Source organism: Kocuria sp. U4B (assembly GCF_054875615.1).
In genome coordinates this window covers 46,535-72,171 of the sequence record NZ_CM142180.1, presented here as the reverse complement: position 1 = coordinate 72,171, position 25,637 = coordinate 46,535, and the positions used below count along the sequence as shown (strand labels likewise).

Below are 25,637 nucleotides of genomic sequence, written 5' to 3'. Positions count from 1 at the left end.
GCCTCTATGGTTTTGGTCAAGCGGCCAGGGCCACCGTTGACGGCGTTTGGGGCCCGGTGGGGTCTTGGTAGAGGGTGCCGTTCCTGAGCATGGCGAAGAGCACGTCGGTCCGGCGGCGGGCCAGGGCGATGATCGCCTGGTTGTGGCGCTTGCCCTGGGCGCGTTTCCGGTCGTAGTAGGCCCTCGAGGGCGGATGGTGGAGCGAGGCGAAGGCCGAGAGGAACAGGGCTCTCTTGAGGCGTTTGTTCCCACCCCTGGGAGCGTGCTCGCCGCGGATCGAGGTCCCCGACCGTCTTGTGACCGGGGCGATCCCGGCGTAAGAGGCCAGGTGCCCGGCATCGGCGAAGTCTTTGCCCACGACCTCGGTGAGGATTCTCGCGGCGGTCCTGGCCCCCACTCCGGGCATCGAGGTCAGGACCGGGCAAAGAGGGTGGGCCTCCACGAGGGCCTCGACCTGGGTAGCCACCGTCGCCCGCTGGTGGATCAGGGCGCCCAGCTGCCCGGCCAGGATGGGCACCACGGTGGTCGCGGCCTCGGTGCCGGCCACCACCACGGTCTGCTGGGCCAGGGCCTCGAAGATCTCCTCGGTCAACGACTCGGCCAGGCGGGGGGCGTGCTTCTTCAGCCTCGCCCGCACGTGGCCCCTGCCGGCCGCGGCCAGCTTCGCCGGGGTGGGGTAGCGGGTGAGCAGATCCGCCACCGCCGGGTGGGTCACCCGCGGTCCCAGCACCCTTTCGAGGGCGGGGTGGATCTGGGTGAGCATCCCGCGCAACCGATTACTGGTTGCGGTGATCTGGGCGGCCAGGTCGTCGTCGAAACCGGCCAGCACCGCCAGCTCAGCAATCTGAGCCTCATCCACCCGGATGTTCCGCAGGGTGTGGGCCATGGTGCGGGCCGCCTCGGCGATGATGAACGCGTCCCGGGCGTCGGTCTTCGCACTCCCCGGGTGCAGGTCGGCGATGCGGCGCATCGCCAACCCGGGCAGATACGCCACCTCAACCTGCTCGGTGGCTTCGGCCACGGCCACCGGCAGGGCGCCGATGGTGGCTGGCTGGTCCACGACCATCAGCGCCGGCCCGTGGATTGCAACCAGCTCCTCGAGGATCGCGCGCAGCCGGGCCTCGTCGTTAGGCAGCGCCTTGTCATAGACCGTCTTCCCGGTGCTCGTCACGGCCACCGCGTGGTGGTCGGACTTGCCGACGTCCAGGCCGATGAACACGGCCGGGCGTTGCTCGCTCATGGTGTTGCCTCCTCAACGTGGGCCCACAGCGTCTACTGACCGGCCGGGTGGTGGTCACGCTCGGCATCCACGTTACGAAGGTCCTCGAAGGAGATCCCGCCTCTATCAGCGATCCGTGACCACCGGACCGGTTGCCGGTGACAACACCCCCGGATCATGGGCGACTGGGGGCAACGATCATGCCGGCAACCGACCGGTCAGCACCTCTCATCCTGACGGACTGAAGAGCCATGAAAAAGGTAACGGGGGGCGGTGTGCCGGGGTGGGGGTCGCAGCCGATGCGGTTGTCGTCGTCGTCGGGGCCCGGGTGCCAGTGCGGGTGTGTGGCGGTGAGGTTCGCTCTCGGGGCGGGTGGTGATCGCCGTGGTCGCCGTGGTCGCCGGAGGCGTCGACGGCTGGCGTCGGCGGTCGGCGAGCGCCGGGGGCATGAACGAGCACACTTCCGTTCCTGCCGCCGTCAGTGGGCTCAACGTCCCATGGGGCCATGCCCTCGGATGCGGGAGAGCGTGTTCTCGTGAACAGGCGCTCCGTGACCGCATGGACCTCCTGACGTGGGGACCTCGAGGCCGGAGCGGTCGCCAGGAGCGCCGGCGAGGACGGTCTGGTGACATTCCGTCTCCGCCCTCCCTGCACGTGCTGACCGGCGCGGGGAGCAGGGCGTCGGGTGCTGACATGGGAGGACGCACCATCACGGTGCGGGGACGATCCCGGACGAGCCCTTGGGGCCGCCGCCTTCGGGTGCCTACCGTCGGATGACGGCCCCGCATCCGGACCGGGGCCCATCGAGAGGGGGCACCCATCGTGGACACCATCGACCCGCATGCTCCCGGTGGACCCACCGGGACCGGCACCGTCGCCCTGCAGACCTTCCAGGCGCAGATGACCGCTCTGGCCGCCGGTGACCTGGACACCTACATGAGCTACTACCGCGAGGACGTCGTCCTGGAGGACCCGCAGTACCCCGACCCGCTCCGGGGCCCGGCGATGGTGAGGGAGGACCTGGACGGGCTGCTCACGGCCTACCCCGACGGGAGCTTCGAGACCCGCCGGGTCATCGGCCAGGGCGACGTGGTGGGAGCGGAGTTCGTGTTCACCGGCACGAACACCGGAGCCCTGGTCCTGCCCGACGGCACGGCGGTCCCGCCCACCGGGCGGCCGGTGCGGTTTCCGCTCAGCGTCTTCAACCGGATGGACGCCGACGGTCAGATCGTCGAGGAGAACCGCTACTACGACCTGACCACGATCATCCGGCAGCTCGAGCTCTCCTGAGCAGGGCGGTGTTGAGCCTGGAAGCCGTGCCCGAGCCGATCCCCACCGTCGGTGGATGAGGGCTGCACCCGGCAGGAGGGGCCACCTCATGGCGCTGCTCCACGTGCGGTGAGGCCCCGTCCCACTCCGCGCGAGGTGGGGCGGGGCCCGTCGGAGCTCTCGCCGGTCTGCCACGGGGCCGGGCCTGGGTGGCGTTGAGGGTGGTGGTGGGGCAGCCGTCGGCGAGTTCGGTCAGAACGGCCTTCTCGGCGCTGTCCGCCTTCAGGCCCCAGCGGATCGTCACCGCCGCCCCGTGGCGTTCAGGGTGGGCTCGCAGGCGTGTCCGCCGAGGTCGGAGGCCGGTCGCAGCATGTCGGGGCCGCTGGGGCCGGTGCGACAGGTTGCCGGAGCCGGATCTGCCACCTGGACCTGCGTGCAGGAGGGAGCCCAGGGACGGGGCGTCGCACACCCCCAGGGGTACGGGGCTCGCCGGCTGCGAGACAGCGGTGTGGAGAGCGCTGCTGGGTGGTCGGCTGTGGCGTCGGGAGGCTCCGTCGTCGTGCGCCGACTGTCCTGGGCCGCCAGGGTTCTCCTCGACGACCCACGGGAGCAACAGGTACGAAACAGTAGGTTCTTAGCGTGGCGCACATGAAATACTCGTTTCGTCTGTCGCCGAGGGCCGTAGTCTCCTCGCTGTTCGTGCAGCTGACCGTGGCGGTGGTGCTCGGAGTACTGGTGGGGCACTTCTGGCCGGCCGTCGGTGAGGCGATGAAACCGTTGGGCGACGGCTTCATCCGGCTGATCAAAATGGTCATCGCCCCCTTGGTCTTCCTGGTCCTGGTCACCGGCATCGCCCATGTCGGCGACGTCAGGGCCGTGGGGCGGGTGGGGGTGAAGGCCCTCTCCTATTTCCTGGTCGTCTCCACCTCCGCCCTGGTCTTCGGAATGGTCGTGGGCAACCTGGTCAATCCTGGAGCGGGCCTGAACATCGAGCCGGCCACCTTGGACACCACCGCCCTGGACGAGAAGACGACGACGGAACCGGCCACCGCCTCGGAGTTCCTGCTCGACATCATCCCCACCAGCGTGATCGACGCGTTCGCCACCAACTCCTTGTTGCAGGTGCTGCTGTTCTCCCTGCTGTTCGGAGCGGCCGTCATCGTGACCGGCCCCGAGAAGTGCGCCCCGGTGCTGAACCTGTTCGAGACGGTCCTGGGACTGTTCTTCCGGATCATGGGCTGGATCATGCGCCTGTCACCGCTGGGGGCCTTCGGAGCGATGGCCTTCATCATCGGCCAGTACGGGCTGTCGACCCTGGGCACCTACGCCAAGCTCATCGCCGCCTGCTACGGGGCCGCGGCCCTGTTCATCGTGATCCTGTTCCTCATCGCCCGCTTCGTCGCCGGTGTGCCGCTGGGGGCTTTCCTGCGCTTCACCCGCGAGGAGTTCCTGCTGGCCCTGGGCACCGCCTCCACCGAATCCGTCATGCCCAGGATCATGGACAAGCTCGACCGGGCCGGCTGCTCCCGGGCCACCACCGGTCTGGTCATCCCCACCGGCTACTCCTTCAACCTGGACGGGGCAGCGATCTACCTGTCCATCTCCCTGGTCTTCCTTGCCCAGGCCTTCGGCATCGACATGACGCTGGGCCAGCAACTGGCCGCCCTGGGCGTGCTCCTGCTGACCTCCAAGGGCATGGCCGGGGTGCCCGGCTCGTCCTTCCTGGCCCTGTCGGCCACCGCCGCCGCCCTGGGGCTGTTCCCGGTGGCCGGGGTGGCCCTGCTCCTGGGTGCCGACCGTCTCATGGACTCCATGCGCGTGGTCGTGAACCTGCTGGGCAACTGCGTGGCCACCTTCGTCGTGGCCCGCTGGGAGGGGCAGCTGGACCACACCCGGATGCGCGCGGCTTTCGCCGGCCGGCCGGACCAGCAGCCCGAACCCACGGCCGTGGTCCCGGCTCCCGCCACGGCATAGCCCCACAGCAGGTGGCCGACTTCTCCCCAGGACGACGGGGCTTGCGCAAGCATGACGGTCCGTACGCCTCGCAGGACGGGTTCCTCGGCAGCACCACGCCCCTGACGCCGCGGACATGGAAGCACTCCCTTGCCGTCGAGGGATGCCGGACAACCCGTTCCCGGTGACCACGGAGAGCACGACAGCGATGCTGGCAGCAACCGGCAGGATTCCCCGGCGCATCACCGGACAAGGGCGCGGGACGCCTCGTTGGGGATCGTCCGGGGAGGATGACGATGCCGCGGCAGGCAGAGGATGGTTCAGGACGGTTCCGCCGTGCCCCCGGGGACGTGTGTCGCAGCGAATCCCTCGGCGGCACCCTCGCGCCCGCTGAGCTCGACTCCACTGGTCAGCAGATGCGGTAGCGGGCCGGGTCGCGTGGCTGCCGGTGGGGACGGCACGGCGGCACCACCTTGGGCGGGGGGGCACTGACCCCCCCCGAGACGCAGCGCGGGGTGTCTGTGTGGCGGCCGGCGCCCGCAGGACGCCGCAGGGGGGGCAGGTCTTCGCGGAGGACCGCCACCAGGAGGCGATGCCCGGACTGGGGGTCGGCGGGCGGCGTAGTAGGCGTCGCGGACGTGCCGGTGGGTCCGGCGGCAGCGTAGGAGCGCAGCGACTCCCGCAGCGTCTCGGCATCGGCGGTGGACAGGTGGATCGTGTTGCCGGTGCATGCCCGGCCGGGCCCTCTGTCGTACGACTGGGGGGCCGGCCGGGCAGGGGTGGTGTGGCGTGGTTCCGGCGGGGTGGCCCGGTCGTAGGCCAGGGCGACACCACGGTCCATCTCCGCCACCGGGAGCCGGTCATGGGGGGCCCGGGCTCGTCGTGGACGCCGTGAAGTCCTCCGGTGTGGCGGATCGAGCCGTGGCGTTCGCGAAGGCCCCAGTGGACCCGGCCACCCCGGTCGGCACCCACGTCGATGCCGCTGAAGGGAGCGGATCCCACGGAGGCCCGCACATCGGCGGGTGCTGCCCGTTCTGCCTCGAAGTCCCGCAGTCGGTAGCTGGTCCGGAGGTCCTGCCGGGATCACAGGTCACACGGTGCGGTCACCCGAGACAGGGACCGGATGACGGGACGCCCGGTTCCTCGCCGGGACGGCAGGCCGATCCGCTGGTGCCGGCACCGGGTGGCGTGGGGGCTTCGTCGTCGCGCTCGTCGCCCGAACGCAGGACCCGAGCCCTGACACGAGCCCCCGGGCAGGCGGAAGTGCCGTCAGGGGCCGGCCCCTGTGCGGGGTCGGCCCCTGGGGTCGGGCGCGGGTCCAGAACACGTCCCGGGGTCGGCCGGAAAGGGCCCGCGCACGTCGACAGCGCCGCGGTGACCTGTCGAGTGGCGGACCGGTCAACGCAGGCCGCTACGGGCGATGCCTTGGACGAACCACCGTTGCAGCACCAGGAACAGGAGGACCAGGGGCAGGCAGCTGAGCAGGCCGGCGGCCATGAGGCCGCCGTAGTCGTTGCCGAACTGTCCCTGCAGGAAGCGCAGCGACACCGGCAGGGTGTACAGCTGCGGGTCCTTGAGCACGATCAGCGGCCACAGGAAGTCGTTCCAGCTGTTCATGAACGCCAGAAGCACCATGACAGCGATCAGCGGCCGCGCCAGGGGCAGCACGACGGACCAGAAGGTGCGCAGTTGTCCTGCCCCGTCCAGCCGGGCGGCCTCGAGCAGCTCGTTGGGGAGGGAGAGGAAGAACTGGCGGGCCAGGAAGATCCCCAGCGCGGTGGCCGCCGAGGGCAGGATCACGCCCCAGAAGGTGCCGTAGACACCGAGCTGGGAGACGATCTGGAACTGCGGGATCATGATCGCCTGCGCGGGGATCATGAGGGTGCTCAGCACCAGCAGGAACATCCCGGCGCGCCCGCGGAAGGGAATCCTGGCGAAGGCGTACCCTGCCAGCAGGTTCACCGTCACGGACAGCGCTACCGTGACCAGACTGACCGCCAGGGAGTTGAGCATCCAGGTGCCGACCGGGAACTTCGCGAACAGGTTCTCGAAGTTGGCCAGCGTCCAGGAGTCCGGCACCAGCACGTCCCCGGCGAACAGCTCGGCCCGAGTGGAGAAGGCCATGCGCACCATGGCGTAGAGCGGGAAGAGCATCACCGCCGTCACCACCGCGCACACCAGCACCCGCAGCGAGGTTCTCATGTCCGGTCCTCCCCGGTCCGGGACCGCAGCTGCAGCGCGGTGAGCCCGAGGGTGAGCACGAACAGCACCACGCCGATGGTCGCCCCGTAGCCGAAGTCGCGCGCCGGCCCGAAGCCCTGCTCGTAGGCGTAGGTGACCAGCATCGATGTCGCGTTGCCGGGCCCGCCGCCGGTCATCACATAGACGACGTCGAAGATCTGGAAGGACCAGATGACGTTCATGACCACCAGGAACAGCGTGGAGGGCGACAGCAGCGGCAGGGTGAGGTGCCGGAACTGCTGCCAGGCGCCGGCACCGTCCAGGCGTGCGGCCTCGTAGAGCTCCTGGGGTACGTCCTGCAGAGCTGCCAGGTAGATCACCATGGCGAAACCCACCCGGGTCCAGATCGTCATGACGACCACCGAGATCATCGCCAGTGTCCCGTCGGACTGCCATGGCAGTCCGGCGCCGCCCAGATCGCGCAGCAGGTCGTTGAGCACGCCCACGCCCTCGTTGAACAGCAGCAGGCCCATCAGGGAGGTCACGAGGTTGCTGAGCACGATGGGCAGGTAGATGGCCGTGCGGAAGAATGCGCGCCCGGGCAGCGAGGCGTTGAGCAGCACTGCCAGCCCCAGACCCAGTGCGATGCTCACCGGGACCGTCAGGACCGTGAACACCACCGAGTTCAGCAGCACCCGCCAGAACACCGGGTCGGAGAGCAGGCGCACGTAGTTGTCCGGTCCCACCCACCCCTGGGCTCCCAGCGGAGAGGCCTGCTGGAAGGACACCACCCACGTGAGCACCAGCGGCAGGAACAGGAACAGGGCCAGGACGAGGAGGTTGGGGGTCACGAACGCCCACCCGGCCGCGGTGGTGCTCAGGGACCGGGCACCTCGCCCGCGCGACGACGGCCCCGGGACCCCTCGGGGGACCGCGGCGGGGACAAGTGCAGCGGGCCCCGGCAGGCCGTCCATGTCGGCCTCCGCCCCGGCCTTCTTAGGCGCCGGTGATGCCATTGACGTTCTCCGCGATGGCGGTGATCGTCTCGTCGACCGACCGGCCGCCCACGAAGCACTGCTCGAGCTCGTCCTGCAGCGCGGTGTTGATGCGTCCGAAGCCGGGGACCGTCACCTGGGCCACGTCCTCCGGGGTCAGCGTGGTGGCCTGCTGCGCATAGACGGGCGCCAGGTCGGGGCGCACCGAGAAGTCCAGCTGCGACTCCGTCAAGGACCGGCGGGTGGGCAGCTCGATGGCTTCTTCGCAGAAGGACTTCTGGTTCTCCGGTTCCATCATGAACCGCAGGAACTCCCCGGCCAGTTCGGGGTTGCGCGCCTGTCCGGTGGCCACGAGGGCATTGCCGCCCAGATCGGAGGCCGCCCGGACGTCCTGTGGGTGGTAGGTGACCGCCCACTCGAACCGGGAGCCGACGGCGGTGTCCACCGCCGGCAGGACGAAATTGCCAAGAGCTCCCATGGCGGTTTTCCCGCCGACGAAAGCGTCATCGGCGTAGACGCTGCTCTTGGGAGAGGTATTGGCCGGGACCAAGCCCCGCTCGTACAGGCCCCGCGTGACCGCCAGTGCCTTCCGCCCTGCCTCGGAGTCGATCGCGGCCGCTGTGAGGTCCTCGTCCAGCAGCCGTCCTCCGGCCTGGAAGAGCCAGTTCAGCCAGCGGAACGCCCCGGCCTGCTGCCACATGTAGGAGTACGGCGCCACATCGTCGGGCAGGCGGGCCTTCAACCGGGTGAGGATGCCGTCGAACTCCTCCCACGTCCAGGCGTCCTCCAACCGGTCCGGCACCGCGGTGATCCCGGCCTCGCGCAGCAGGTCCGGACGGTAGATGGTGGCCGTCGTGTCGGTCTGGTGCGGCACCCCGTAGGGGCGCCCCTCGAACTTGACCGCCTCGTAGAAAGCAGGCACGAGGTCGCCGGTCAGCTCCTCGTCCAGGTGGTCGCTGAGGTCCAGCAGCTGGTCGGTGCTGCTGTAGGACCCCAGCGAGGTGTAGTCCACCCGGAACAGGTCCGGCGCAGAACCGTCCTGCAGCTGCGCGTCGATCGTCGTGAACATCTCCGCATAGGGCACGAACCGGATGTCCACGACGGCACCGGAGCGTTCCTGGAAGGCCTGCGCCAGCCGGGTGAACGCGGCCTGTTCGGCGTCGGAGGCCCACGTCACCATCGACAGCGAGTCCCCGCCACCGCCGGCGTCCCCACCGGCGGATCCGCCACCGGAGAAACCGGCGCAACCGGACAGCATGGCAGCCCCCGAAAGGCCTGCGGCTCCCCGCAGCAGTGTTCGTCGTGAGATCTCCATCGGTGGTACTCCCTTCGGGAAGCCCGCCGCCGGCGGATACCTCGAACCGGTGGTCAGGCGCAGTGCTGGGCGGTGTAGAGAACGTCTCCGACGCGGTCCCCCGGGACTCCGTGTCGCAGGATTCACAGTAGACGTATCACTTTGCCGACGTCCTGACTACACCAGGACCAGCACTGGACAGGCATGTGCTGCGGTGGTCCGCCCTCGTGCACACGCCTCGACAGGCCGTGCCCGGAGCCCTCGGTCTCGGCGGACCCGGCCTTCTGCCGAGCCCGCCGTGCGGACCGGTGGAGCACAGCCCATCGACGGCCGCCCGGGCGGAAGGCGTCGTCTGTGAAGCCCGGGCCTGCGGGGCACTGAGGTCGTGCGGCGACTCCCCGTCCCAGCTCGTCGTCGAGCCATCCCGGGACGCTCAGTCGTCGGTGTGGAGGTGGCGTTGCAGCCACAGCGTGCACCACAGCTTCAGGCGGGTCTCGTTCCAGTCCGGGGCGTTGACGACCAGTGCCTCGGGCCCGTAGCGGTAGACCGATTCGACCCCGTCGCGGTCGGTGAGCTCGGTGACCATCCGCTCCACCAGCCCCGGGTGCTGGGTGGAGAGGTCGGTGCGCAGTCCGACGTCGAAGCAGTCGACCTCGGCGACCACCGTCACCACCGGCTCCTGGGTGGCGTCGGCCACCGGGCCTTCACCGCGCAGCGCGGTGATGGTGCGCTGGGCGAAGTGGAGCATCTCGGTGCCGCTCATCGGGTCGCGGCCGTGGGCGGACTGGTAGGCGCTGTAGAGCGGCATGGCCGGCAGAAAGACCTGGTGGTGGTCAGCGCTCAGCACGGGGTAGTTGAGCATCGGGTAGTTGCCGATGGGGTGCTCCCCGATGAGCCACTGCGCCTCGGGGACCGCGGTGGTGATGATCCGGGCGAGGTAGGAGGTGAACCCGTCCACCAGCGCCAGGGTTCGGGCCGGGGGGTGGGGGTCCACGAGCATGCCGTGACGGGCCCAGCTGGGCCATCCGGGACGGGTCGGATCCTGGTCCAAGGACCGGGGGGCCACGCCGAGCTCGGCCGCCCGGGTGGAAATCCACTCCCACACCGGGGCCACCGACTCCACGGAGCCGTCGAGCAGTGCCCCCGGGGCGAGGCCGTGGGCGGCCATGGTCGTGCGCAGGCACTCCAGCGCCGCGGGCCGCTCGGTGATGAACTCGTCCAGGGCGTCAGCGGCCTGGACCGGGATCATGTCCTCGTACAGCAGCTCCCTCATGGCGTCACTGTAGTGTGCCCCCGCCGCGGAGCGTTGATGCCGGTGACGGGTCGGGCGGCCGACGCGCAACGGCAGGGTCCCCAGGCCTGCCCCGGAAGGCGTACGCCGAGATGTACACCGGGGTGTTCTGGGTGCGGTGGACGCCCGGGATCACCTGTGGAGGCCCGAGGTCTCCACCAGCAGATCGTCGAGCACCCACTCGGAGAGCTGTCCGGCCGGGACCACGACCGCGCCCACCCGGAGTTGCTGCGCCTCCTGGAGCGACAGGGGTTCCTCGGCGGTCTGGGCACGGCGGACGGCCAAGGCCCCGGAGGCAGAGGCAGGCAGGCCTTCTTCCCTGTCCTGGGTCGGGAGTGGCGGCCCGGGGGGGGGGGGGGGGCCGCGCCGACGCGTGCGGGAGCCCCCGACGTTGACGGCCCGCACCAGGCAATGAGTCGGCACCGACCGGGGCAAGCTGCGCCGTGTGACGACGGGCCCTCTGCCACGCCAGCGGATACGCGGCGTCTCGTCCAGCCTTGTCCTGGTGGCGTGTCCGGCAGGCAGTCGCTGGTGGAGGTCGACTCGCTCTCCGCCGGCTCGCGAGGTGGCAGTCCACCGCGGGGAGCTCGTTGGCGCAGCAGCCCGCAGTGATGCAGCACCCCGGCCCGGGGCGGACGGGGCGCTGCGTCGGATTGCGAGGTGGAGCGGCAGGGGGCTTACCGCCTGGCCGCCGGCTGGTGAACCGCCACACGGTAGGCCGGTTCACCAGGGAACATGCGCCGAAGCGGCTGGGCAGCCCCCACCGGTGTGCGGTTTCCTCCGCCCCGGGGGCATGGAAGGAGCGCCCCCACCCGGCGGGGTGGGGGCGCTCCCTGCGCACGACGGCGCGAGATGCAGGGGCAGGTCGTTTCGAGGGACCGGCCTGTCCCTGGCGCACTGGACAAAAGTCTAGTGCGGTCGCAAAGATATCAGATGACGCGATGACACGGTGCGCCGCGCGAGACCGACCGGCCTCCGAGGAGCCGTGGTGCCCACACCGCGGGGTGGGATCGCCTGCTCGCCGGACGGGGCGACGAGTGGTCGGCTCAGGCCACCGGGGCTTTCTGGGCAGGGCGCTCCCGGCGGACAGCGGAGCCCGCGCCTGAGGGGTGGGCCAGGTCCGGGCGGTGCGGCCACCGGCCCCCGTGTCGGCGGCGCCTGATGTGCTCCACGTGAGCCGTCGGAGATGGCGCGTGGGCGACCAGCGACTGGCGCCGTCCTGCATGGCGCCCTGCACCTGGACGCCGGACACCGTGATGATCCGGCCCGGACCACCCACCGGGTCCTGCCCGGAGCCGAGATCCCCTGCACCTGCGACTGGCCGGTCGTAGACGAAGCACCTGAGCACTGAGCCGCCACGAAGCAATGACCCTGGGGTGTGCCGCGGCCTCAGCGAGGCGGCGTAAGGCAAGCCGGCCGGCAGGACGTGACCTGACCGGGGATGCTTCGAGGAATCCCTTGACAGGGAGTCGCGCTCCCGCGGACACTTTTTCCATGCGGTTGAGTTGCGCACTACGCGTGACGTTGCATTATCTGAGGACCTTCTGTCCTCGCTGTTGATCCCCGGCTGACCTCGGTCCCCACCGATCACCGGCCGCTCCCCAGGTGCCACTCGGCTCTGGGGTCGCCCACCTTCCGCAGCGCAGGGGCCACGTCGTTCCCTGTCCGCACGACACACAAGTCCACAACACCCGGAGGTCCACCATGAATTCTGTGCGCCGCCTTTTCACCGGCATCCTCAACGACTGGTCCGTCGCAACGCCTGCCGCGGCCCACTCCAGTGCTGTCACCGTCACCTCTCATCCCTACGGAGCCTCGGGGCGCCTCAGGGCCGTTCCCTGGGAGGGCCTCCAGCTCGACGTCACCGACTGACAGCGCCGCGACGTCATCACCACCTCGGCCGTCCACGGCCCGACCACGACGGGACTCGTCCCCGGATGGACCCGGCGTCCGTCCCGAGAGCGGTCACCGTGGGCACGGGGCCGAAGCCGTCGTCGGGCGAAAAACGCCCCCGCCGCCGTCGACACCATCCCGGTGCCCGGTCGGAGGCGGGGGAGGCGCTGGTGGGCGTGCTCATCTGCGGGGCGTGCTCCACGACCCACCAGCGCCCTCGCGCCCTGCCGGGGCGGACACCGGCCCAGCACACCACTACAACGACGTAGGGAAGCATGATGACCACGCCAATCAGCATCCACCCCAGCACCACACCACCTGCACGGCCGGCGTCCGAGGGGATCGAGGGCCCCGACCGAGGGTTCCCGGCCCCGCCCCCGGAGCGGACCTGGCACAACGCCTCAGCGGTCGGCAGCCTTGGGGGTTCCTTCCTCCGGTGGAGTCCCGAGCGGGAGCGCCCTGAAGACGACGAAGCGGTCATCACTGCGGTGCTGCCCGCCGTCACGCACCGCTCCGCACGGGAACGCCCCGAAGACGACGAAGTGATCCCCACCTACACGAGCCAAGCCGCCTGCCGATCCGTGAGGTGAGGTCCCGGGGGCGGGCGCAGCAGCGGGTGGGTCAGCACCGGTGGGTGAGCAGGCTCGCCTCTGCAGCCTCCCGCCCGTCGGGGCTCGCCCGGACCAGGGCGCTGAGCCGCGCCGGTCGCCGGAGTCCCGCGGACGGTCGGCCTCGGTGGCGGCGCAGCGGGCGTCCTGGTCCGCGGACGGTGGCCGGCGACAGCCGCCGGATCATCGCCCTGTTGCGGTGGAACTCCTGGTGGCGCTCCACCGCCTCGCGCAGCGGAAGCCCGGGCAGGGGGCGCGCCTACCGGCGGCCTCGAGCGGTGCACAGGGCGCCGCCCAGGCCGACGAACACGAGCAGCAGGCTGGAGGCAATGCCGCCCAGTTCCACGAGGTGGACCCGGCCCTCGGCGCCGGTTGCCTCCACGAGCACGGCACGCTCGTACAGCCCCGTCACCAAGCCGATCAGGGTGACGCCCGCCAGGGCGGCCAGGGCCAAGCAAGCGAACATCTTCTTCATGGCAGGTACTCTCCGGGTGTCACAGCGACCGTTCACCGAGAAACAGACGCCGCCGCCTTGCTCCGGCCGACAGCGGACATGAGGCAATCCAGCCGGATCCCGGATCCCGGATCCCGGATCCCGGATCCCGGCCCACGGGCACCCGGGCGGCAGGGAGCTGACCGGCGACGGCAATCCGCTCTCCGGGGAAGAGGGTACGCCAGAAACAGCCGTGCCGTTCCACCGGCCGGCTGCGACGCGATGCTGGTGCAATCCGCCGTGGCCCCTTCCGGACGCTCCTGTCAGGTCTGTCGGCCCTTGTGCCTGCCCATGTCGCCCGGTGCGTGGCGAGGTCGGTGAGGTGGTGAGGGCGGCGTGGCCTCGGCGGCTCGGTACGCCAGACGGGCGGCCTGCTGTCGGTCCGAGGCGTTCATCGCGGTCATCCTCCTGTGGTGGCGATGAGCACCCCAGCGCCGCCTCAGGAGGCGAGCTTGAGCCCGAGGACTCCGGCGATGATCATCACGAGGAACACGATCTTCATCACCGAGACCAGCTCCTCACCGGTGGCCATCGCATAGAGAACGGTCAGCACCGCCCCGATGCCCACCCACACCGCATAGGCGGTGCCCACGGGCAGGTCCCGCATCGCCCAGGCCAGCCCGGCCATGCTGGCGACCATCCCCGCGACGAACACCACGGTCGGGCCCAGCCGGCTGAGGCCTTCGGACTTGCCCAGCGCGGTGGCCCAGACCGCCTCGAGCACACCGGAGAGCACCAGGACGAACCATGACATGACAGCCTCCTGCGGGCCGTCTTGTCGCACACCGGGTACAGCACCCCTCGTCCGGAAGCCCGGTGTTTCGGGCTCTTTTCCAAAATCTCACATCCGATGCAGGCGGGCAATGTCCGATGTGTCATCACTGGCCCGCACCAACTCAAGGACTGCGGCGATGTGACCCGCGCCCCTCCGACGGGCAGCACACGTCCTCGCCGGGCCTGGAGTCGGTCGGCAGTCGGCCCGGCGGGGTTCAGCGGGAGGTGGCGGCGCGGGTGAGCTGGGCGCGGGCGCCTGCGGCCGGCTCGTGGGCATCCGGGACCGTGGTGGCGCGCTGGGACTGCTGCCGGGCCCGCAGCAGCGCCTCGCTCTGACGTCTCCAGCCGTCCTGGTGCTGCTCGAAGCGCGGGACCAGCCCGGCGATCGCCAGCACGAGGCCCAGTGCCACCATCGCCACCGCCAGCTCGTGCGGGGAGTGGCCTCCCAGGATCGTGCAGCACATCCCGGCCATTCCCGGTGCCGTCAGCAGCACGCCGGCGGCGACGGCCACGTCCCCCACCTGAATTCTCATCTGCAAACCTCCTGTCGACGAGACTAGACCTTTGTCCAGTGCGGGACCGCGTCGTGGCCCATTGTGACGTGTCTACAACTGGTGGGGCGGTCCTTGCTCGTCCTGCGGCGGCTGTCACGGCGTCGGTGCTGTCCGGGCGGGTCCCCCGGCCGGAGGACCCGGCCCCGGGCGAGGAGGACGGGCGGTGAAGGGCCTCGGGCGCGGGATGGCTCTCGGCGCGACACCGGGCGCCTCGAGCAGGAGGGGGGAACTGCCGCAGGTCCTCTCGACCGCCGGCCCGCAGCAGCGCGGATCCGGCCACCGTCATGGCAGCCCTCAGCCCTCATGCCGGCCAGGCCGTCATGCCCACCGCCTCGTCGAGACCCCGCGCTGTCCTCGCCGCTGACCTTCTCGCGGTGCGTGTCGCTGCCGGTGCCCATGGCCCGCTCCTCGGTCCGCCGTCGGATCGGCCCCGCCGCTGCGGTGACCCGCCTTCCGCTGTCCTGCAGCCGATCCGCCCCTGCGTGCTTCTTCGGGCGCGCTCATCGCACCGGCGCGACCTGCCGTACTGTGATCCCCGTAACGCCGTTTGATCAGCAGGAAGCTTGTTCCTCCTTTCGGATCGGAGTTCCGCGATGTCTTTCCGCTACAGATCCCGGGTCCTGGCCGTGGGCCTGACCACCGCCGTGGCACTGCTCGCCGGCTGCGGTGCCGGTTCACGCGTTGCCGAGGGCGGTGGGGCGCAGCAGGTGCCCTGCGACGTCGAGGTTCCCGAGGGGGACACCACGGTCAATGTCCTGGCCTACAACTCCTCGGCGATCGACCCCTTCACCAACACCATGGTGTCCAGCTGCACCAAGGACGGGCTGACCGTCAAGCACGACCCCATCGACTTCGCCGGTCAGGTCCAGCGCACGCAGGCGACACTGGCCGGGGAGACGGGCACCTTCGACATCGTGGAGACCTATGGCTTCGTGATCCCGACCTACGCGGCCGAGGAGAAGCTCATGCCGCTGGACGACCTGTTCGCGAAGTACGAGCAGCAGTACGGCCTCGACGGGCTGAACCAGGAGATGCTCGACGCGATGTCCTACGAGGGCACGCTCTACGCGCTGCCGATGCAGGCGCAGGTCTTCGTCATGGCCTACCGCGAGGACGTCTTCGAGGACCTCGGGCTCCAACCCCCGGCCACGTTCGCGCAGCTGCGTGAGGCGGCGGAGACGATCCAGCAGGCCGGGGTGATGGAGCACCCGGTGGCCCTGCCGTGGCTGGCGAGCTCGGACATCGTCACCGCCTACGACGCGGCCATGGGATCGCTGGGCTCCGATCTGGTGGACCACGGGGCAGGCAGGCCGAACTTCGACACCCCGGTGGCCGCGCAGGCCCTGGAGGAGCTGGAGTCGCTCAAGCCCTACATGGACCCGCAGGTCACCACCTTCGACCAGCCGGCCGTGCAGCAGCAGATGTACAACGGGGACGCCGCGATCTCGATCATGTTCTCCGGGCGCATGACCGACCTCACCAACCCGGACAACTCGCAGTACGCGGACCGCATCGGCTTCGCCGCACCGCCCGCGGTCGAGGAGGGCGGCAAGCAGTACAGTGCCCTGTCCGTGGACGGCTGGTCGATCCCGGCGAACACCAAGGCGGACCCTGACCTGCTCTTCCAGCTGATGGCCGTCTCGGTGGGGCAGGAGGCCTCCGAGGCCGCGGTGCCGGCCGCCTACCCGGCTCGGGAGGGGGTGGTCACGCCGGAGAACTCCCCCTACGCCGATGCGGCCAACGACGCGATCAGCAGCGCCCCGCCCGCGGAGCCCTATCCCTACACCTCACTGATCAGCAACGCGATCACCCCCACGGTGGCCGATGTGCTCACCGGCAAGATCGAGCCCGCTGAGGGCACCCGGCGCATGCAGGACTCCGCCACCCGGATCCTGCAGGACACCCCGTGAGGATCCGGGGCTCGGGCCGGGGGCGGGTCCTCGCCGGGACGGGGTTCCGCCGTTGATGCGCCGGGGCGAGTTCTACGGGCTGGTGGGCCCCAGCGTGGCAGTGATGGTGGGGCTGCTCGTCGTTCCGCTGTATCTGACGGTCAAGTGGAGCTTCCAGGAGGTCGACTACGGATCACCAGGGCAGTTCGTGGGCCTGGACAACTACGCCCAGGCGTTCTCGGACCCGCGCTTCGGGCGCGCGCTGATCTTCACCACCGGCCTCACCGTGGCCGTGACGGCCGTGCTGCTGGGCGCCGGGTACGTGCTGGCGGCCACGGTCCACCGCCTGAGCCGGATGCGCCCCGTGGTGCTGGGCATCCTGCTGATCTCCTACGTCATCCCCAACGTGGTGGGCGCCACCATGTTCTCCTGGCTGTTCGACCAGAACTTCGGCGGGGTGGTGAACCTGGCCTGGACCTGGCTGAGCGGCGAGGAGGTCCTCTGGTACGTCCAGACCTGGCCCAACCGCATCATGGTGGCGCTCAACGTGATCTGGTCCATGCTGCCGTTCGCCACCCTGATCCTGCTGGCCGGGCTCCAGGGGGTGCCCCGTGACGTCCTGGAGGCGGCCCAGCTGGACGGCGCGGGCCCGCTCCGCACGCACTGGAGCATCATCGTGCCCTCCATCCGCGGGGTCATCGGATTCGTGGGCCTGATCTCGATCATGGACATCCTGCGGGTCTTCGACAACCTGGTGCCCCTGTCGCCCCAGGCGGTGCAGCTGGGCAACGAGTCCGTGATGCTCTACATCTTCAACATCGCCTTCCAGGACGGAGGCCAGGACCTGGGGCTGGGCAGCGCGCTGTCCGTGCTCACCATCGTCGTCATCCTGGTGATGCTCTACCCGTTCCTGCGCGACGTCGTCCGGGAAGCAAGGCAGGCATGAGGGCCACCACCCGGCGACCCGGTGCCCGCCCCGGCGTAGGGCCCCTCGGGGCCGTGATCCTCACCCTGGTGTGCGTGCTCATGCTCCTGCCGGTGATCTGGACCGTCCTGTCGGTCACGAAGCCCACGAACGTGGCCTTCGTGAATCCGCCGGTGCTCGGCTACTCACCCACCCTCGAGTCCTTCGCGGATCTGTGGCAGACCACCTACTTCTACCGCTATCTGCTCAACACGTTCGTGGTCGCCGTGGTCAGCACCCTCGTGGCCCTGGTGCTGGGGATACCCGCCGCCTACGCCCTGTCCCGCTTCCCCGGCTGGGTGTCCGTGGCGCTGCTACTGCTGGCGCTCGTGTTCCGCTCCCTGCCGCGCTTCGCGATCGTGCTGCCCCTGTACGACCTCTCCCGGAGCCTGGGGATCTACGACACCCGGTTCGTGCTGGCCATGGCTCTGGTGGCGATCAACCAGCCCTTCACCATCTGGTTGCTGCGCAACTTCTTCGCCGCGATCTCGCGGGAACTGGACGAGGCCGCCATGCTCGACGGGTGCCGGCGCCACCAGATCCTCACCCGGATCATGGTGCCGCTGCTGGGGCCGGGCATCCTCACCGCGGCGATCTTCGTGTTCTTCTTCGCCTTCCAGGAGTACCTGACGGCCGTGGTCCTCACGAACACCGAGGCCGGAACGGTGCCCGTGTTCATCGCCACCCAGCTCGGGCAGACCCTGCCCATGCTCCAGCAGGCCGGCGCGGCCGCCGTGCTGCTGACCATCCCCGTCATGGTCTTCGCCTTCGTGGCTCAGCGCTACCTCGTGGCGGGCCTCAGCTCCGGCTCGGTCCGGGGCTGAGGCCGGCGGCCACGTCCGCGCCCCGGGGGCATCCGGTGCTGCCCGTGGTGGTGTCGGGGGTGCACCGGCGGTACGACGCAACGTCATTCTGGCGAGCAGAACCGCGCCTGTCGGGTGTCCGGTGGTTCCACGACGCCGAGCCCGGGGACCGAGCGCCGTGATCCGTGGCCCGGGTCGCTGACGGTCCGTGGCCGAGGGTGTGGTGGGCGTCGAACCGGTGCGGGAGCTCGGCCACGGAGCCCACCCGCCAGACCCGTACCTGAACGGCCCGGTGCTCATGGCAGGGGTCGACGTTCCCTTGGCCACCGGCTCGCTGCGCCCGCACCGGCACGGTTGTGGGCCCGGGGTCGAGCGGAAACGGGCCCCGGGCAGGACCGGCGCGGCACCGGGGAGGGCCTGCCGAGGAAGGCGTCGTGGACGCGGTCCCCGGGGCCCGGGACGGAGGCCGGGACCGCCGCCCGGGCACCCGCCGGCACGCTCCGGTCGATGGCGCTCGCCTGCCGGACGATCCCGGCGAAGGGCAGCGGGGCAGTGCGCTCGGAACAGGCCCGGATGCCGAAGGTCCAGCACCCACGGTCGGCCTCGTGGAGCTCCTGCTGGCCCAGCCGCCCGAAGGAACGCGCTCGGGTCCGGCTCGGCTCGCCGCACCGGGGGACCCGGTGCGGGCCGGGCCCATCGCCGGATGGATCATCACCGGATTCCTCCCCGGCAGGCCGGGTCCGCGCCGCGGCACCGACGAGTGGCTCACCGCTCCGGGCCCCCGGACGGCCGGCCAGACCTGCAGCCGGGGGCCGGCAGAAGGCGCTGGAGGACCGGTCACGGCGCGGCAGGCCGCCGCAGCACTCCACCACCTGCCCGAGCGCAGCCGTCCAGGGCGCAACAGGGCGGACATCGGACCCGGAGGCGCCCCCCGCAACGGTGGAGGTGGCCGAGAGGCCGTGGGAAACCGCGTCCCAGGGGTGGACACCGCACCGGCGGCACGGAAGGCTGAAGGCGGCAGCGGCACGACCCTCCGGCCCCGGAAGCGAGGAGCAACCATGGCGGACAGCGACGAGGACCAGAAGGACATCGGCAGGGACTTCGACGAGGCGGTGAACATGACCGCCCGGCAGCTCTCGGACTGGCTGGAGACGGAGAAGTCGCAGTCGGTGGGCCAGTCCGACGGCGGGGAGTCGGTGGGGCACCGCTCGGGGCGGCGCATCGTGGAGATCCTGGAGAAGAAGAAGTCCGAGCGCACCGACGCGGATCGTGACCACATGCACAAGGTCGTCGGCTACATCCACCGCCACCTCGCCCAGCGCCCGGACGGGGACGTGAGCGAGACCCGGTGGCGGTACTCGCTGATGAACTGGGGCCACGACCCGCTCAAGGACTGAGCGTCCGGCGCCCCGAACCGGCGGTTGGCCGACAAGGGCGCGACCACAGCTGCAACCACAACGGAGGCGACGGAGCACATGGGCATGAGCAAGGGCACGAAGGTCACGTGGAACACCCCGCAGGGGGCGACCGAGGGCACGATCGTGGAGACGAAGACCGCAGACTTCGAGCTGGACGGGCACACCTACCGGGCCAGCGAGGAGGACCCGCGCTACATCGTGGAGTCGGAGAAGTCCGGGGCGCGGGCCGCCCACACGGGTGATGCCCTCACCGAAGCCTGAGCCCTGGACGCCGTGGCCACCGCACCGAGGTGCGCGGTACCGTAAGCACACTGGCGAATTCAGGCTGTTCGCCATCCGTTGTCCGTCGGACCCGAAGGAGATGCCATGAGCACCAGAGTCGAGAAGACCGTCGTCGTGGACGTGCCCGTCACCACGGTGTACAACCAGTGGACGCAGTTCGAGGAGTTCCCCCACTTCATGGGCGGGGTGCAGAGCGTGCGCCAGCTGGGCGACGACCGCCTGGAGTGGGTCGCCGAGCTGGGCGGGGTGCGCCGGCAGTGGCAGGCGCAGGTCCTCGAGCAGGTCCCGGACCGGAAGGTCTCCTGGGCCGCCACCGAGGGCGCGACCAACGCCGGGACCGTGGAGTTCCAGGCGGTGGGCGCTGCCCAGACGCAGGTGCACCTGGTGCTGGAGTACGAGCCCGAGGGGCTGGTGGAGAAGATCGGTGACAAGCTCAACGTCGTGGAGAACCAGGCGGAGAAGGACCTGGAGCGGTTCAAGGCGTTCATCGAGGACGCCGGCTACGCCACCGGTGCCTGGCGCGGGGCGGTGAACCCGGGGGCGGCCGTGGGTGCTCCGGGGGTTCAGGACGCCGCCGGCTCCCGCGGTGACAGCGGCAAGGCCGGGGTGTCCGGGAAGGTGATCGCCGCGGGCGTGGCCGCGGCCGGGGTGGCCGCCGCCGGCGCCGCCGCGGCCGCGAAGTCCACGGACACCGGCACGAACGCCGGCACGGAGGCGAACGCCGCCACGGACAGCGGCCCGGTGACCCCGCCCACCCCGTCCGCCGAGGCCGGGGCGACCGCCGAGGTCACCACCGCGCCTGCCACCGAGGACCTCATTCCCTCGACCGGTGCGCCGCGGACCGCCGATGTCGGGGCGACCCCGGAGCAGCCGCTGCCGGTGGACGCCCGGCTGGACGAGGAGCCCGCCCCTCCGCTGGGGGAGGTGCCGCCGATCGTCGCCTCCGACATCGACCAGCCCGATCTCGTGCCGGACGAGGACCGCCGCGCCGGGGCGGACCCGGTGACCGGCCGCCCGGACGGCAACGACCGCCCCGCCGGGGACGCGGTCTGAGCAGATCCTTCCCGTGGCTGGGGGTCGGCAGCGCCGGTGGCCGCGGCCACCGGCGCTGCCACAGCCCGGCACCCGGTGATGCCGGCCAGCAGGGCGATCCTCCCGGTGCGCCGCCCGTCCGGGGAGGAGGGGCCTGACGAGGCACTGCGGGGCTCCGTGTGCGGAGCAGGGACCTGGCGAGGTTCAGGGGGTGATGAGGACCTTGAGGCTCTTGCGGTCGTCCATGTCCTGGTATCCGCCCGGCACGCCGTCGAGGTCGGTGGTGGCGTCGAAGACCCTGCCCGGTTCGATGGTGCCGTCGAGGATGTCGGGCAGCAGCTCCTCGATGTAGGCGCGCACCGGTGCCGGCCCGCCGGCCAGGCGGATGTTGTGGCGGAAGAGGCTGCCGAAGCCGATCGGGGCGTCCTCGTACTGCGGCACGCCCACACGGCTGACGACACCACCCGGGCGGACGACACCCACGGCCTGGTCGTAGGCGGGCATGTGGCCGACGGCTTCGAGGACCACGTGGGAGCCGTGTCCGCCGGTGAGCTCGCGCACCTGGGCGATGCCTTCTTCTCCGCGGGCGGAGACCACGTCGGTGGCCCCGAAGGCGCGGCCCAGGTCGGTGCGGCCCTGGTGGCGTCCCATGAGGATGATCTGCTGGGCGCCCAGGCGCTTGGCCGAGAGCACGGCCAGCAGCCCGACGGCCCCGTCGCCGATCACGGTGACGCGGGTGCGCTGGTCGACCCCGCCGGCCACGGCGGCGTGGTAGCCGGTGCCCAGCACGTCGGCCAGCGTCAGCAGGGAGGGCACCAGGGCCGAGTCGGGCGCGACGGGCAGCTTCACCAGGGTGCCGTCGGCCAGGGGAACGCGGATGGCCTCGGCCTGGCCGCCCTCGTCCGGGATGCCGTCCCAGAAGCCGGCCTCGTGGTGGGTGCAGGACGTGTGCAGCTTCTCGGCGCAGAACCGGCAGGTGTTGTCCGAGACGGCGAAGGGCGCCACGACCAGGTCGCCCTTGGCCAGGGTGGTCACCGCCGAGCCGGTCTCCTCGATGACGCCGATGAATTCGTGGCCCATGCGGGCCGGGCCACCGGCCGGGTCCATGGAGTGGTAGGGGTGCAGGTCGGACCCGCAGATGCAGGAGGCGGTGATGCGCACCAGCGCGTCGGTGGGCTGCTTGAGGACCGGGTCCGGGACGTTCTCGATGCGGACGTCGCCGGGACCGTACATGAGGGTGGCACGCATGGTGTCTCTCTTTCGTCGTGTTCGTCGTGCGGGTCGGCGTGGGGGAGGCGGGTCAGGTTGTGGCCGTGGCGCCGAGGGCACGGCGACGGTGGGTGAGGGCCAGGGCGATGGCGGGGACCAGGGTCACGGCGGCGATGGCTGCGCCGATCGCCACAGGGCCCACCGGCCCGAGCCCGGAGCCCAGGGCGATGCCGCCGATCCACGAGGCGGCGGCGGTGCCGACGTTGAAGGCGGCCACGCTGAGCGAGGAGCCCAGGGTGGGCGCGTGATCGGCGTAGCGCACGGCCAGGGAGATCAGCACCGGGTTCGCCCCCAGCCCGAAGAGCCCGAGCAGGGCGATCAGCACGGTGGTGGGCAGGGCCGCCCCGGAGACGAGGCAGATCACCAGCAACAGGGTCGTCGTGGCGGCCGGGGCCACGATCGTCGTCGCGTGGGGGCAGGTGTCGCCGAGCCGGCCGCCCAGGACGGAGCCCGCCAGGGAGCCGAGGCCGAAGCCGGCCAGCACCAGCGGCACCAGGTGCGCGGGGATGCCGGTCCGGTCGGTCAGGAGCGGGGCGATGTAGGAGTACGCCGCCAGCACCCCGCCGGTGGTGGTGGCGCAGGCCGCCAGCACCAGCCACAGCCGCCCGGAGCCCAGCGAGGTGAGCTCCGCGCGCAGGGACGCCGCGCCGTGCTCCGGCCCCTGGTGGGGCACGTGGCGGGCGATGACGGGGATCGCGGTCACCGCCAGGACCGCCAGGGCCCAGAACGTGCCCCGCCACCCGATGAGCTGGGCGGCGAACGCGCCCAGGGGCACCCCGAGCACGGTGGCGAGCATGCCGCCGGCGTTGACGATGCCCACCGCCCGGGAGCCGGCGCCGGGCCCGGCCACGCGGGTGGCCACCACCGCCGCGACGGCCCAGAACGCCCCGGTGGCCAGGGCGGTGAGGAACCGTGCGGCGACCAGCACGCCGAAGCTGGAGCCGGCGGCGACGATGACATGGCCGAGGGCGAACACCGCCAGGGCGAGGACCAGCGTCAGCCGCTGCGGCAGGCGCAGGGTCAGCATCGCCATCAGCGGTGCGCCCACGACCATCCCGACCGCGAACACCGTGATCAGCATCCCCGCCCGGGCGACGTCGACCTGTAGGTCACCGGCGATCTGCGGCAGGATGCCGGCCACCACGAACTCGGTGGTGAGCATCAGGAACGTGCCCACTGCCAGCACGTACACCACCAGCGGCGGGCGCACCGACCGGGGCTGGTGCACCGCGGGCCTGAGCTCGGTGGGGGTCGAGGGGGCTTGTCCTTGCATGCCAAGTGCTCCTGGGGTCCATGGATGTCGTCCTGCCCTCCATTGCACCCCTGCTCCCGCGCCCGGAGAAGGTCCTGTTTATGGGGGGACAAACTCTCCCCCCTCACCGGATGCCGGGGCGTCCTATCGTGGGGGCATGGACACCCCCGCCGACAACCGCGCCGACATCCGGGACTTCCTGGTGACCCGCCGGGCCAGGCTGCGCCCGGAGCAGGTCGGCCTGCCCGCCGGCAACCGCCGGCGCGTTCCCGGGCTGCGCCGGGAGGAGGTCGCGGTACTGGCCGGGGTGAGCACCGAGTGGTACACGCGGTTGGAGAAGGGCCACATCCGCGGGATCTCCGAGGACGTCCTCGAGGCCGTCGCCCGGGCCCTGCACCTGAACGAGGAGGAGCGCACCTACCTGTTCGACCTGGCCCGCGCGGCCCGGCCCGCACCCCGCAGGCCTCCGCGCCGCAAGGACGTCGAGGTCGCGGCCCCGATCCAGTGGATGCTGGACTCCATCACCATGTCGGCAGCCTTCGTGCGCAACGGCCGCCTCGACGTCGTCGCGACCAACGCCCTAGCCCGGGCCCTGCACGCGCCGATGTTCGCCAGCACCACCACCACCGCCCACGGCCGCGCGAACTTCGCCCGCTACCACTTCCTCGACCCGGCCTCGCGGGACTTCTTCATCGACTGGGAGGCCGGGGCCGCGGCAACCGTCGCGCTGCTGCGGACCGAAGCCGGCCGCGAGCCCAACGACCGGGCCCTGCGCGAGCTCATCGGAGAACTGTCCACCCTCAGCGGGGAATTCCGCACGCTGTGGGCCTCCCACGACATCCGCATCCGCCACGAGGGGACCAAGCGCCTGCAGCACCCCGTGGTCGGGGCCCTGGAGCTGACCTACCAGTCCCTGGGCCTGCCCGCCGTTCCCGGCGCGGTCACGGAACTGAGCGTCTACACCGCGGAACCCGCCACGGTCCACGAGGAGCACCTCAAGCTCCTCACCAGCTGGGCCGCCACCGCCGCTGCCGAAGCAGCAGACACCCCCCGGCCGTAGCACCGTGGGGTCGCACGCTGCGTCGTGACGGCGGATGAGCGAACGACCCCACGAAGCGGGGCCGCGCACCACCGGCGCGGCCGTTATCACGGGCCGGCGCCACGGCTGCTCCCTCGCCACAGCAGCGGCCGGCGGAGGGCGCCCTCGGGCTGCCCGGGGCTGCGATCTGCTGCTCAGCGCGGGTCTCCGCGCAGCACGTCCACGTGCACGTGGTCGAGATGGCGCAGGATCTCGTTGCCGGGCTCGGGGGCGTCGTAGTGCTGCCACCGGCCCCGGGCGCTGTGGGCGCTCCAGAACCGGTCGTCGAAGATGACGTACTGGACGTCCAGGTCCTCGGCATGGGCGACCAGCCACTGGGCCAGCACCCATCCCTCACGCCGGTTCTGCTCGGTGACGGGGCGGAAGAAGACGTCGACGGCGCGGCCGTCGTAGTGCGTCGACTCCGCTCCGTGCCCGTGGTCGACACCCCCGGGGGCGAACCCGCCCAGGCTCTGCTCCCCGAAGACCTCGGTCATCGCCGCGCGCAGCCGCTCGGCCCGCGGGGTCAGGCCGGTGGCGCCCGGCTGCTGCCGCGGCAGCTCGCCGATGGCGGAGCCCCGGCAGCTCAGGCTCGCCCCGGCGACCCCGGGCGGGCCCGCGGCCAGCCGCTGCAGCACCGCCGCCTCGATCCCGGCGGTGTCCGGGGCCTCCAGCCCACGGGCCTGAAGTGCTACCGCCGTGGTGGCTCGTTTCGCCTGCTGCCGGTCGAGCCCGATCTCTCCCTGGGAGGTCTCGACCGTGCACTCCGGGGCTCCTGGCCACGAGCCCGCGCCGGTGCGCAGGCCGTCGAGCACGCCGGGCCCGAGCAGCGCCAGCGCCCCGGCGAGCAGCCCCAGCACCAGGAGCAGGCCCAGGAGCGGCCGCAGGAGGCGGCGCCGGTCTCCGGGTGTTCCGTCGATGGGCCTCACGAGCACGCTCGCGCGGGCAGCAGGGTGGTCCCGTGGGTGCCTGTCGTGCTCAGGTCACTGCCCGGGGCTGATCCGGTGGCACCGAACCCGGTCACGGCGGTCCTGCCCACGATGACGCACCTCCTGTTGTCGTTGCGGGAAAGCACCCGCTGTGGCAGAGCAGTCAGCGCCCGGGGGGGACCTCCACGACGCGGCAG

Annotated in this window: 22 protein-coding genes and 1 riboswitch; of the genes, 10 read left to right on the top strand and 12 right to left on the bottom strand. The window is 71.2% G+C overall.

Going from position 1 to position 25,637, the window contains the following annotated elements; translation table 11 throughout:
- Positions 1 to 16: 16 nt before the first annotated feature.
- A complete protein-coding gene (locus ACYSMR_RS00320; RefSeq protein WP_461746870.1) occupies positions 17 to 1,240 on the bottom strand; it encodes an IS110 family RNA-guided transposase in 1,224 nt (407 codons plus the stop codon).
- A gap of 801 nt (positions 1,241 to 2,041) precedes the next feature.
- Here ACYSMR_RS00320 and ACYSMR_RS00315 point away from each other — a divergent pair.
- On the top strand, positions 2,042 to 2,509 hold the full coding sequence (locus ACYSMR_RS00315; RefSeq protein ID WP_309126342.1) for an ester cyclase: 468 nt from the start codon (positions 2,042 to 2,044) through the stop codon (positions 2,507 to 2,509).
- Positions 2,510 to 3,136: 627 nt separating this feature from the next.
- Positions 3,137 to 4,462, top strand: a complete 1,326-nt coding sequence (locus ACYSMR_RS00310) for a cation:dicarboxylate symporter family transporter (protein WP_461747033.1) — start codon at positions 3,137 to 3,139, stop codon at positions 4,460 to 4,462.
- Positions 4,463 to 5,839: 1,377 nt separating this feature from the next.
- On the opposite strand, the gene ACYSMR_RS00305 is transcribed toward ACYSMR_RS00310, so the two are convergent.
- The 5 genes from ACYSMR_RS00305 to ACYSMR_RS00285 all read right to left on the bottom strand — a co-directional run bounded on the left by ACYSMR_RS00305 (position 5,840) and on the right by ACYSMR_RS00285 (position 10,487).
- Positions 5,840 to 6,643 carry a carbohydrate ABC transporter permease gene (locus tag ACYSMR_RS00305; RefSeq protein WP_251334713.1) on the bottom strand — a complete coding sequence of 268 codons (804 nt, stop codon included), beginning with the start codon at positions 6,641 to 6,643 and terminating at the stop codon, positions 5,840 to 5,842.
- The gene (locus ACYSMR_RS00300; RefSeq protein ID WP_461747032.1) at positions 6,640 to 7,473 is read right to left on the bottom strand and encodes a carbohydrate ABC transporter permease; all 834 of its coding nucleotides are present in this window, start codon (positions 7,471 to 7,473) and stop codon (positions 6,640 to 6,642) included. Before ACYSMR_RS00300 ends, ACYSMR_RS00305 begins: the two co-directional genes overlap by 4 nt.
- A gap of 145 nt (positions 7,474 to 7,618) precedes the next feature.
- Entirely contained in the window at positions 7,619 to 8,797 is a 1,179-nt protein-coding gene (locus tag ACYSMR_RS00295) for an ABC transporter substrate-binding protein (protein ID WP_461747031.1), read from the bottom strand.
- Between the two features lie 547 nt (positions 8,798 to 9,344).
- Positions 9,345 to 10,184, bottom strand: a complete 840-nt coding sequence (locus ACYSMR_RS00290; RefSeq protein ID WP_461747030.1) for a hypothetical protein — start codon at positions 10,182 to 10,184, stop codon at positions 9,345 to 9,347.
- A 150-nt stretch (positions 10,185 to 10,334) separates the two neighbouring features.
- On the bottom strand, positions 10,335 to 10,487 hold the full coding sequence (locus tag ACYSMR_RS00285; protein WP_461747029.1) for a hypothetical protein: 153 nt from the start codon (positions 10,485 to 10,487) through the stop codon (positions 10,335 to 10,337).
- 1,419 nt (positions 10,488 to 11,906) lie between these two features.
- On the opposite strand from ACYSMR_RS00285, the gene ACYSMR_RS00280 reads away from it, so the two are divergent.
- Positions 11,907 to 12,074 (top strand): hypothetical protein, encoded by a 168-nt coding sequence (locus ACYSMR_RS00280; protein ID WP_251334709.1) that lies wholly within the window; start codon positions 11,907 to 11,909, stop codon positions 12,072 to 12,074.
- Between the two features lie 888 nt (positions 12,075 to 12,962).
- Here ACYSMR_RS00280 and ACYSMR_RS00275 read toward each other — a convergent pair.
- From ACYSMR_RS00275 to ACYSMR_RS00265, 3 genes are all read right to left on the bottom strand, one after another.
- Positions 12,963 to 13,178 (bottom strand): hypothetical protein, encoded by a 216-nt coding sequence (locus ACYSMR_RS00275; protein WP_461747028.1) that lies wholly within the window; start codon positions 13,176 to 13,178, stop codon positions 12,963 to 12,965.
- Positions 13,179 to 13,635: 457 nt separating this feature from the next.
- Positions 13,636 to 13,950, bottom strand: coding sequence for a DMT family transporter (locus ACYSMR_RS00270; protein WP_461747027.1), 315 nt, complete (start codon positions 13,948 to 13,950; stop codon positions 13,636 to 13,638).
- A 10-nt stretch (positions 13,951 to 13,960) separates the two neighbouring features.
- Positions 13,961 to 14,028, bottom strand: a riboswitch (guanidine-III (ykkC-III) riboswitch).
- 157 nt (positions 14,029 to 14,185) lie between these two features.
- The gene (locus tag ACYSMR_RS00265; RefSeq protein ID WP_251334706.1) at positions 14,186 to 14,503 is read right to left on the bottom strand and encodes a hypothetical protein; all 318 of its coding nucleotides are present in this window, start codon (positions 14,501 to 14,503) and stop codon (positions 14,186 to 14,188) included.
- 614 nt (positions 14,504 to 15,117) lie between these two features.
- Here ACYSMR_RS00265 and ACYSMR_RS00260 point away from each other — a divergent pair.
- The 6 genes from ACYSMR_RS00260 to ACYSMR_RS00235 all read left to right on the top strand — a co-directional run bounded on the left by ACYSMR_RS00260 (position 15,118) and on the right by ACYSMR_RS00235 (position 20,933).
- Positions 15,118 to 16,434, top strand: a complete 1,317-nt coding sequence (locus ACYSMR_RS00260; protein ID WP_461747026.1) for an ABC transporter substrate-binding protein — start codon at positions 15,118 to 15,120, stop codon at positions 16,432 to 16,434.
- Between the two features lie 55 nt (positions 16,435 to 16,489).
- Complete coding sequence (locus ACYSMR_RS00255; RefSeq protein WP_251334704.1) at positions 16,490 to 17,359, top strand: carbohydrate ABC transporter permease; 870 nt, start codon at positions 16,490 to 16,492, stop codon at positions 17,357 to 17,359.
- The gene (locus ACYSMR_RS00250) at positions 17,356 to 18,201 is read left to right on the top strand and encodes a carbohydrate ABC transporter permease (protein ID WP_461747025.1); all 846 of its coding nucleotides are present in this window, start codon (positions 17,356 to 17,358) and stop codon (positions 18,199 to 18,201) included. Before ACYSMR_RS00255 ends, ACYSMR_RS00250 begins: the two co-directional genes overlap by 4 nt.
- A gap of 1,037 nt (positions 18,202 to 19,238) precedes the next feature.
- The gene (locus tag ACYSMR_RS00245) at positions 19,239 to 19,577 is read left to right on the top strand and encodes a DUF3140 domain-containing protein (RefSeq protein WP_461747024.1); all 339 of its coding nucleotides are present in this window, start codon (positions 19,239 to 19,241) and stop codon (positions 19,575 to 19,577) included.
- Between the two features lie 78 nt (positions 19,578 to 19,655).
- The gene (locus tag ACYSMR_RS00240; RefSeq protein WP_461747023.1) at positions 19,656 to 19,859 is read left to right on the top strand and encodes a hypervirulence associated TUDOR domain-containing protein; all 204 of its coding nucleotides are present in this window, start codon (positions 19,656 to 19,658) and stop codon (positions 19,857 to 19,859) included.
- Positions 19,860 to 19,964: 105 nt separating this feature from the next.
- Positions 19,965 to 20,933: an SRPBCC family protein gene (locus ACYSMR_RS00235; RefSeq protein WP_309126163.1), complete on the top strand. Its 969-nt coding sequence runs from the start codon at positions 19,965 to 19,967 to the stop codon at positions 20,931 to 20,933.
- Between the two features lie 183 nt (positions 20,934 to 21,116).
- Here ACYSMR_RS00235 and ACYSMR_RS00230 read toward each other — a convergent pair whose 3' ends face one another.
- Together ACYSMR_RS00230 and ACYSMR_RS00225 are read right to left on the bottom strand one after the other, a co-directional pair.
- Positions 21,117 to 22,160 carry a zinc-binding dehydrogenase gene (locus ACYSMR_RS00230; RefSeq protein ID WP_309126162.1) on the bottom strand — a complete coding sequence of 348 codons (1,044 nt, stop codon included), beginning with the start codon at positions 22,158 to 22,160 and terminating at the stop codon, positions 21,117 to 21,119.
- Between the two features lie 52 nt (positions 22,161 to 22,212).
- Entirely contained in the window at positions 22,213 to 23,454 is a 1,242-nt protein-coding gene (locus ACYSMR_RS00225) for an MFS transporter (protein WP_461747022.1), read from the bottom strand.
- Between the two features lie 136 nt (positions 23,455 to 23,590).
- Here ACYSMR_RS00225 and ACYSMR_RS00220 point away from each other — a divergent pair, with 136 nt between their 5' ends.
- The gene (locus ACYSMR_RS00220) at positions 23,591 to 24,493 is read left to right on the top strand and encodes a helix-turn-helix domain-containing protein (protein WP_461747021.1); all 903 of its coding nucleotides are present in this window, start codon (positions 23,591 to 23,593) and stop codon (positions 24,491 to 24,493) included.
- 173 nt (positions 24,494 to 24,666) lie between these two features.
- Here ACYSMR_RS00220 and ACYSMR_RS00215 read toward each other — a convergent pair whose 3' ends face one another.
- On the bottom strand, positions 24,667 to 25,440 hold the full coding sequence (locus ACYSMR_RS00215; RefSeq protein WP_461747020.1) for a hypothetical protein: 774 nt from the start codon (positions 25,438 to 25,440) through the stop codon (positions 24,667 to 24,669).
- Between the last annotated feature and the right edge of the window lie 197 nt (positions 25,441 to 25,637).

What these genes read in the sequence shown, in the direction of transcription:
- ACYSMR_RS00290 (WP_461747030.1), bottom strand. Translation starts at nt 10,184, where the DNA reads ATGAGGGAGCTGCTGTACGAGGACATGATCCCGGTCCAGGCCGCTGAC.
- ACYSMR_RS00305 (WP_251334713.1), bottom strand. Translation starts at nt 6,643, where the DNA reads ATGAGAACCTCGCTGCGGGTGCTGGTGTGCGCGGTGGTGACGGCGGTG.
- ACYSMR_RS00245 (WP_461747024.1), top strand. Translation starts at nt 19,239, where the DNA reads ATGGCGGACAGCGACGAGGACCAGAAGGACATCGGCAGGGACTTCGAC.
- ACYSMR_RS00320 (WP_461746870.1), bottom strand. Translation starts at nt 1,240, where the DNA reads ATGAGCGAGCAACGCCCGGCCGTGTTCATCGGCCTGGACGTCGGCAAG.
- ACYSMR_RS00295 (WP_461747031.1), bottom strand. Translation starts at nt 8,797, where the DNA reads ATGGTGACGTGGGCCTCCGACGCCGAACAGGCCGCGTTCACCCGGCTG.
- ACYSMR_RS00230 (WP_309126162.1), bottom strand. Translation starts at nt 22,160, where the DNA reads ATGCGTGCCACCCTCATGTACGGTCCCGGCGACGTCCGCATCGAGAAC.
- ACYSMR_RS00265 (WP_251334706.1), bottom strand. Translation starts at nt 14,503, where the DNA reads ATGAGAATTCAGGTGGGGGACGTGGCCGTCGCCGCCGGCGTGCTGCTG.
- ACYSMR_RS00255 (WP_251334704.1), top strand. Translation starts at nt 16,490, where the DNA reads ATGCGCCGGGGCGAGTTCTACGGGCTGGTGGGCCCCAGCGTGGCAGTG.
- ACYSMR_RS00250 (WP_461747025.1), top strand. Translation starts at nt 17,356, where the DNA reads ATGAGGGCCACCACCCGGCGACCCGGTGCCCGCCCCGGCGTAGGGCCC.
- ACYSMR_RS00220 (WP_461747021.1), top strand. Translation starts at nt 23,591, where the DNA reads ATGGACACCCCCGCCGACAACCGCGCCGACATCCGGGACTTCCTGGTG.
- ACYSMR_RS00310 (WP_461747033.1), top strand. Translation starts at nt 3,137, where the DNA reads ATGAAATACTCGTTTCGTCTGTCGCCGAGGGCCGTAGTCTCCTCGCTG.
- ACYSMR_RS00225 (WP_461747022.1), bottom strand. Translation starts at nt 23,454, where the DNA reads ATGCAAGGACAAGCCCCCTCGACCCCCACCGAGCTCAGGCCCGCGGTG.
- ACYSMR_RS00260 (WP_461747026.1), top strand. Translation starts at nt 15,118, where the DNA reads ATGTCTTTCCGCTACAGATCCCGGGTCCTGGCCGTGGGCCTGACCACC.
- ACYSMR_RS00275 (WP_461747028.1), bottom strand. Translation starts at nt 13,178, where the DNA reads ATGAAGAAGATGTTCGCTTGCTTGGCCCTGGCCGCCCTGGCGGGCGTC.
- ACYSMR_RS00240 (WP_461747023.1), top strand. Translation starts at nt 19,656, where the DNA reads ATGGGCATGAGCAAGGGCACGAAGGTCACGTGGAACACCCCGCAGGGG.
- ACYSMR_RS00270 (WP_461747027.1), bottom strand. Translation starts at nt 13,950, where the DNA reads ATGTCATGGTTCGTCCTGGTGCTCTCCGGTGTGCTCGAGGCGGTCTGG.
- ACYSMR_RS00280 (WP_251334709.1), top strand. Translation starts at nt 11,907, where the DNA reads ATGAATTCTGTGCGCCGCCTTTTCACCGGCATCCTCAACGACTGGTCC.
- ACYSMR_RS00235 (WP_309126163.1), top strand. Translation starts at nt 19,965, where the DNA reads ATGAGCACCAGAGTCGAGAAGACCGTCGTCGTGGACGTGCCCGTCACC.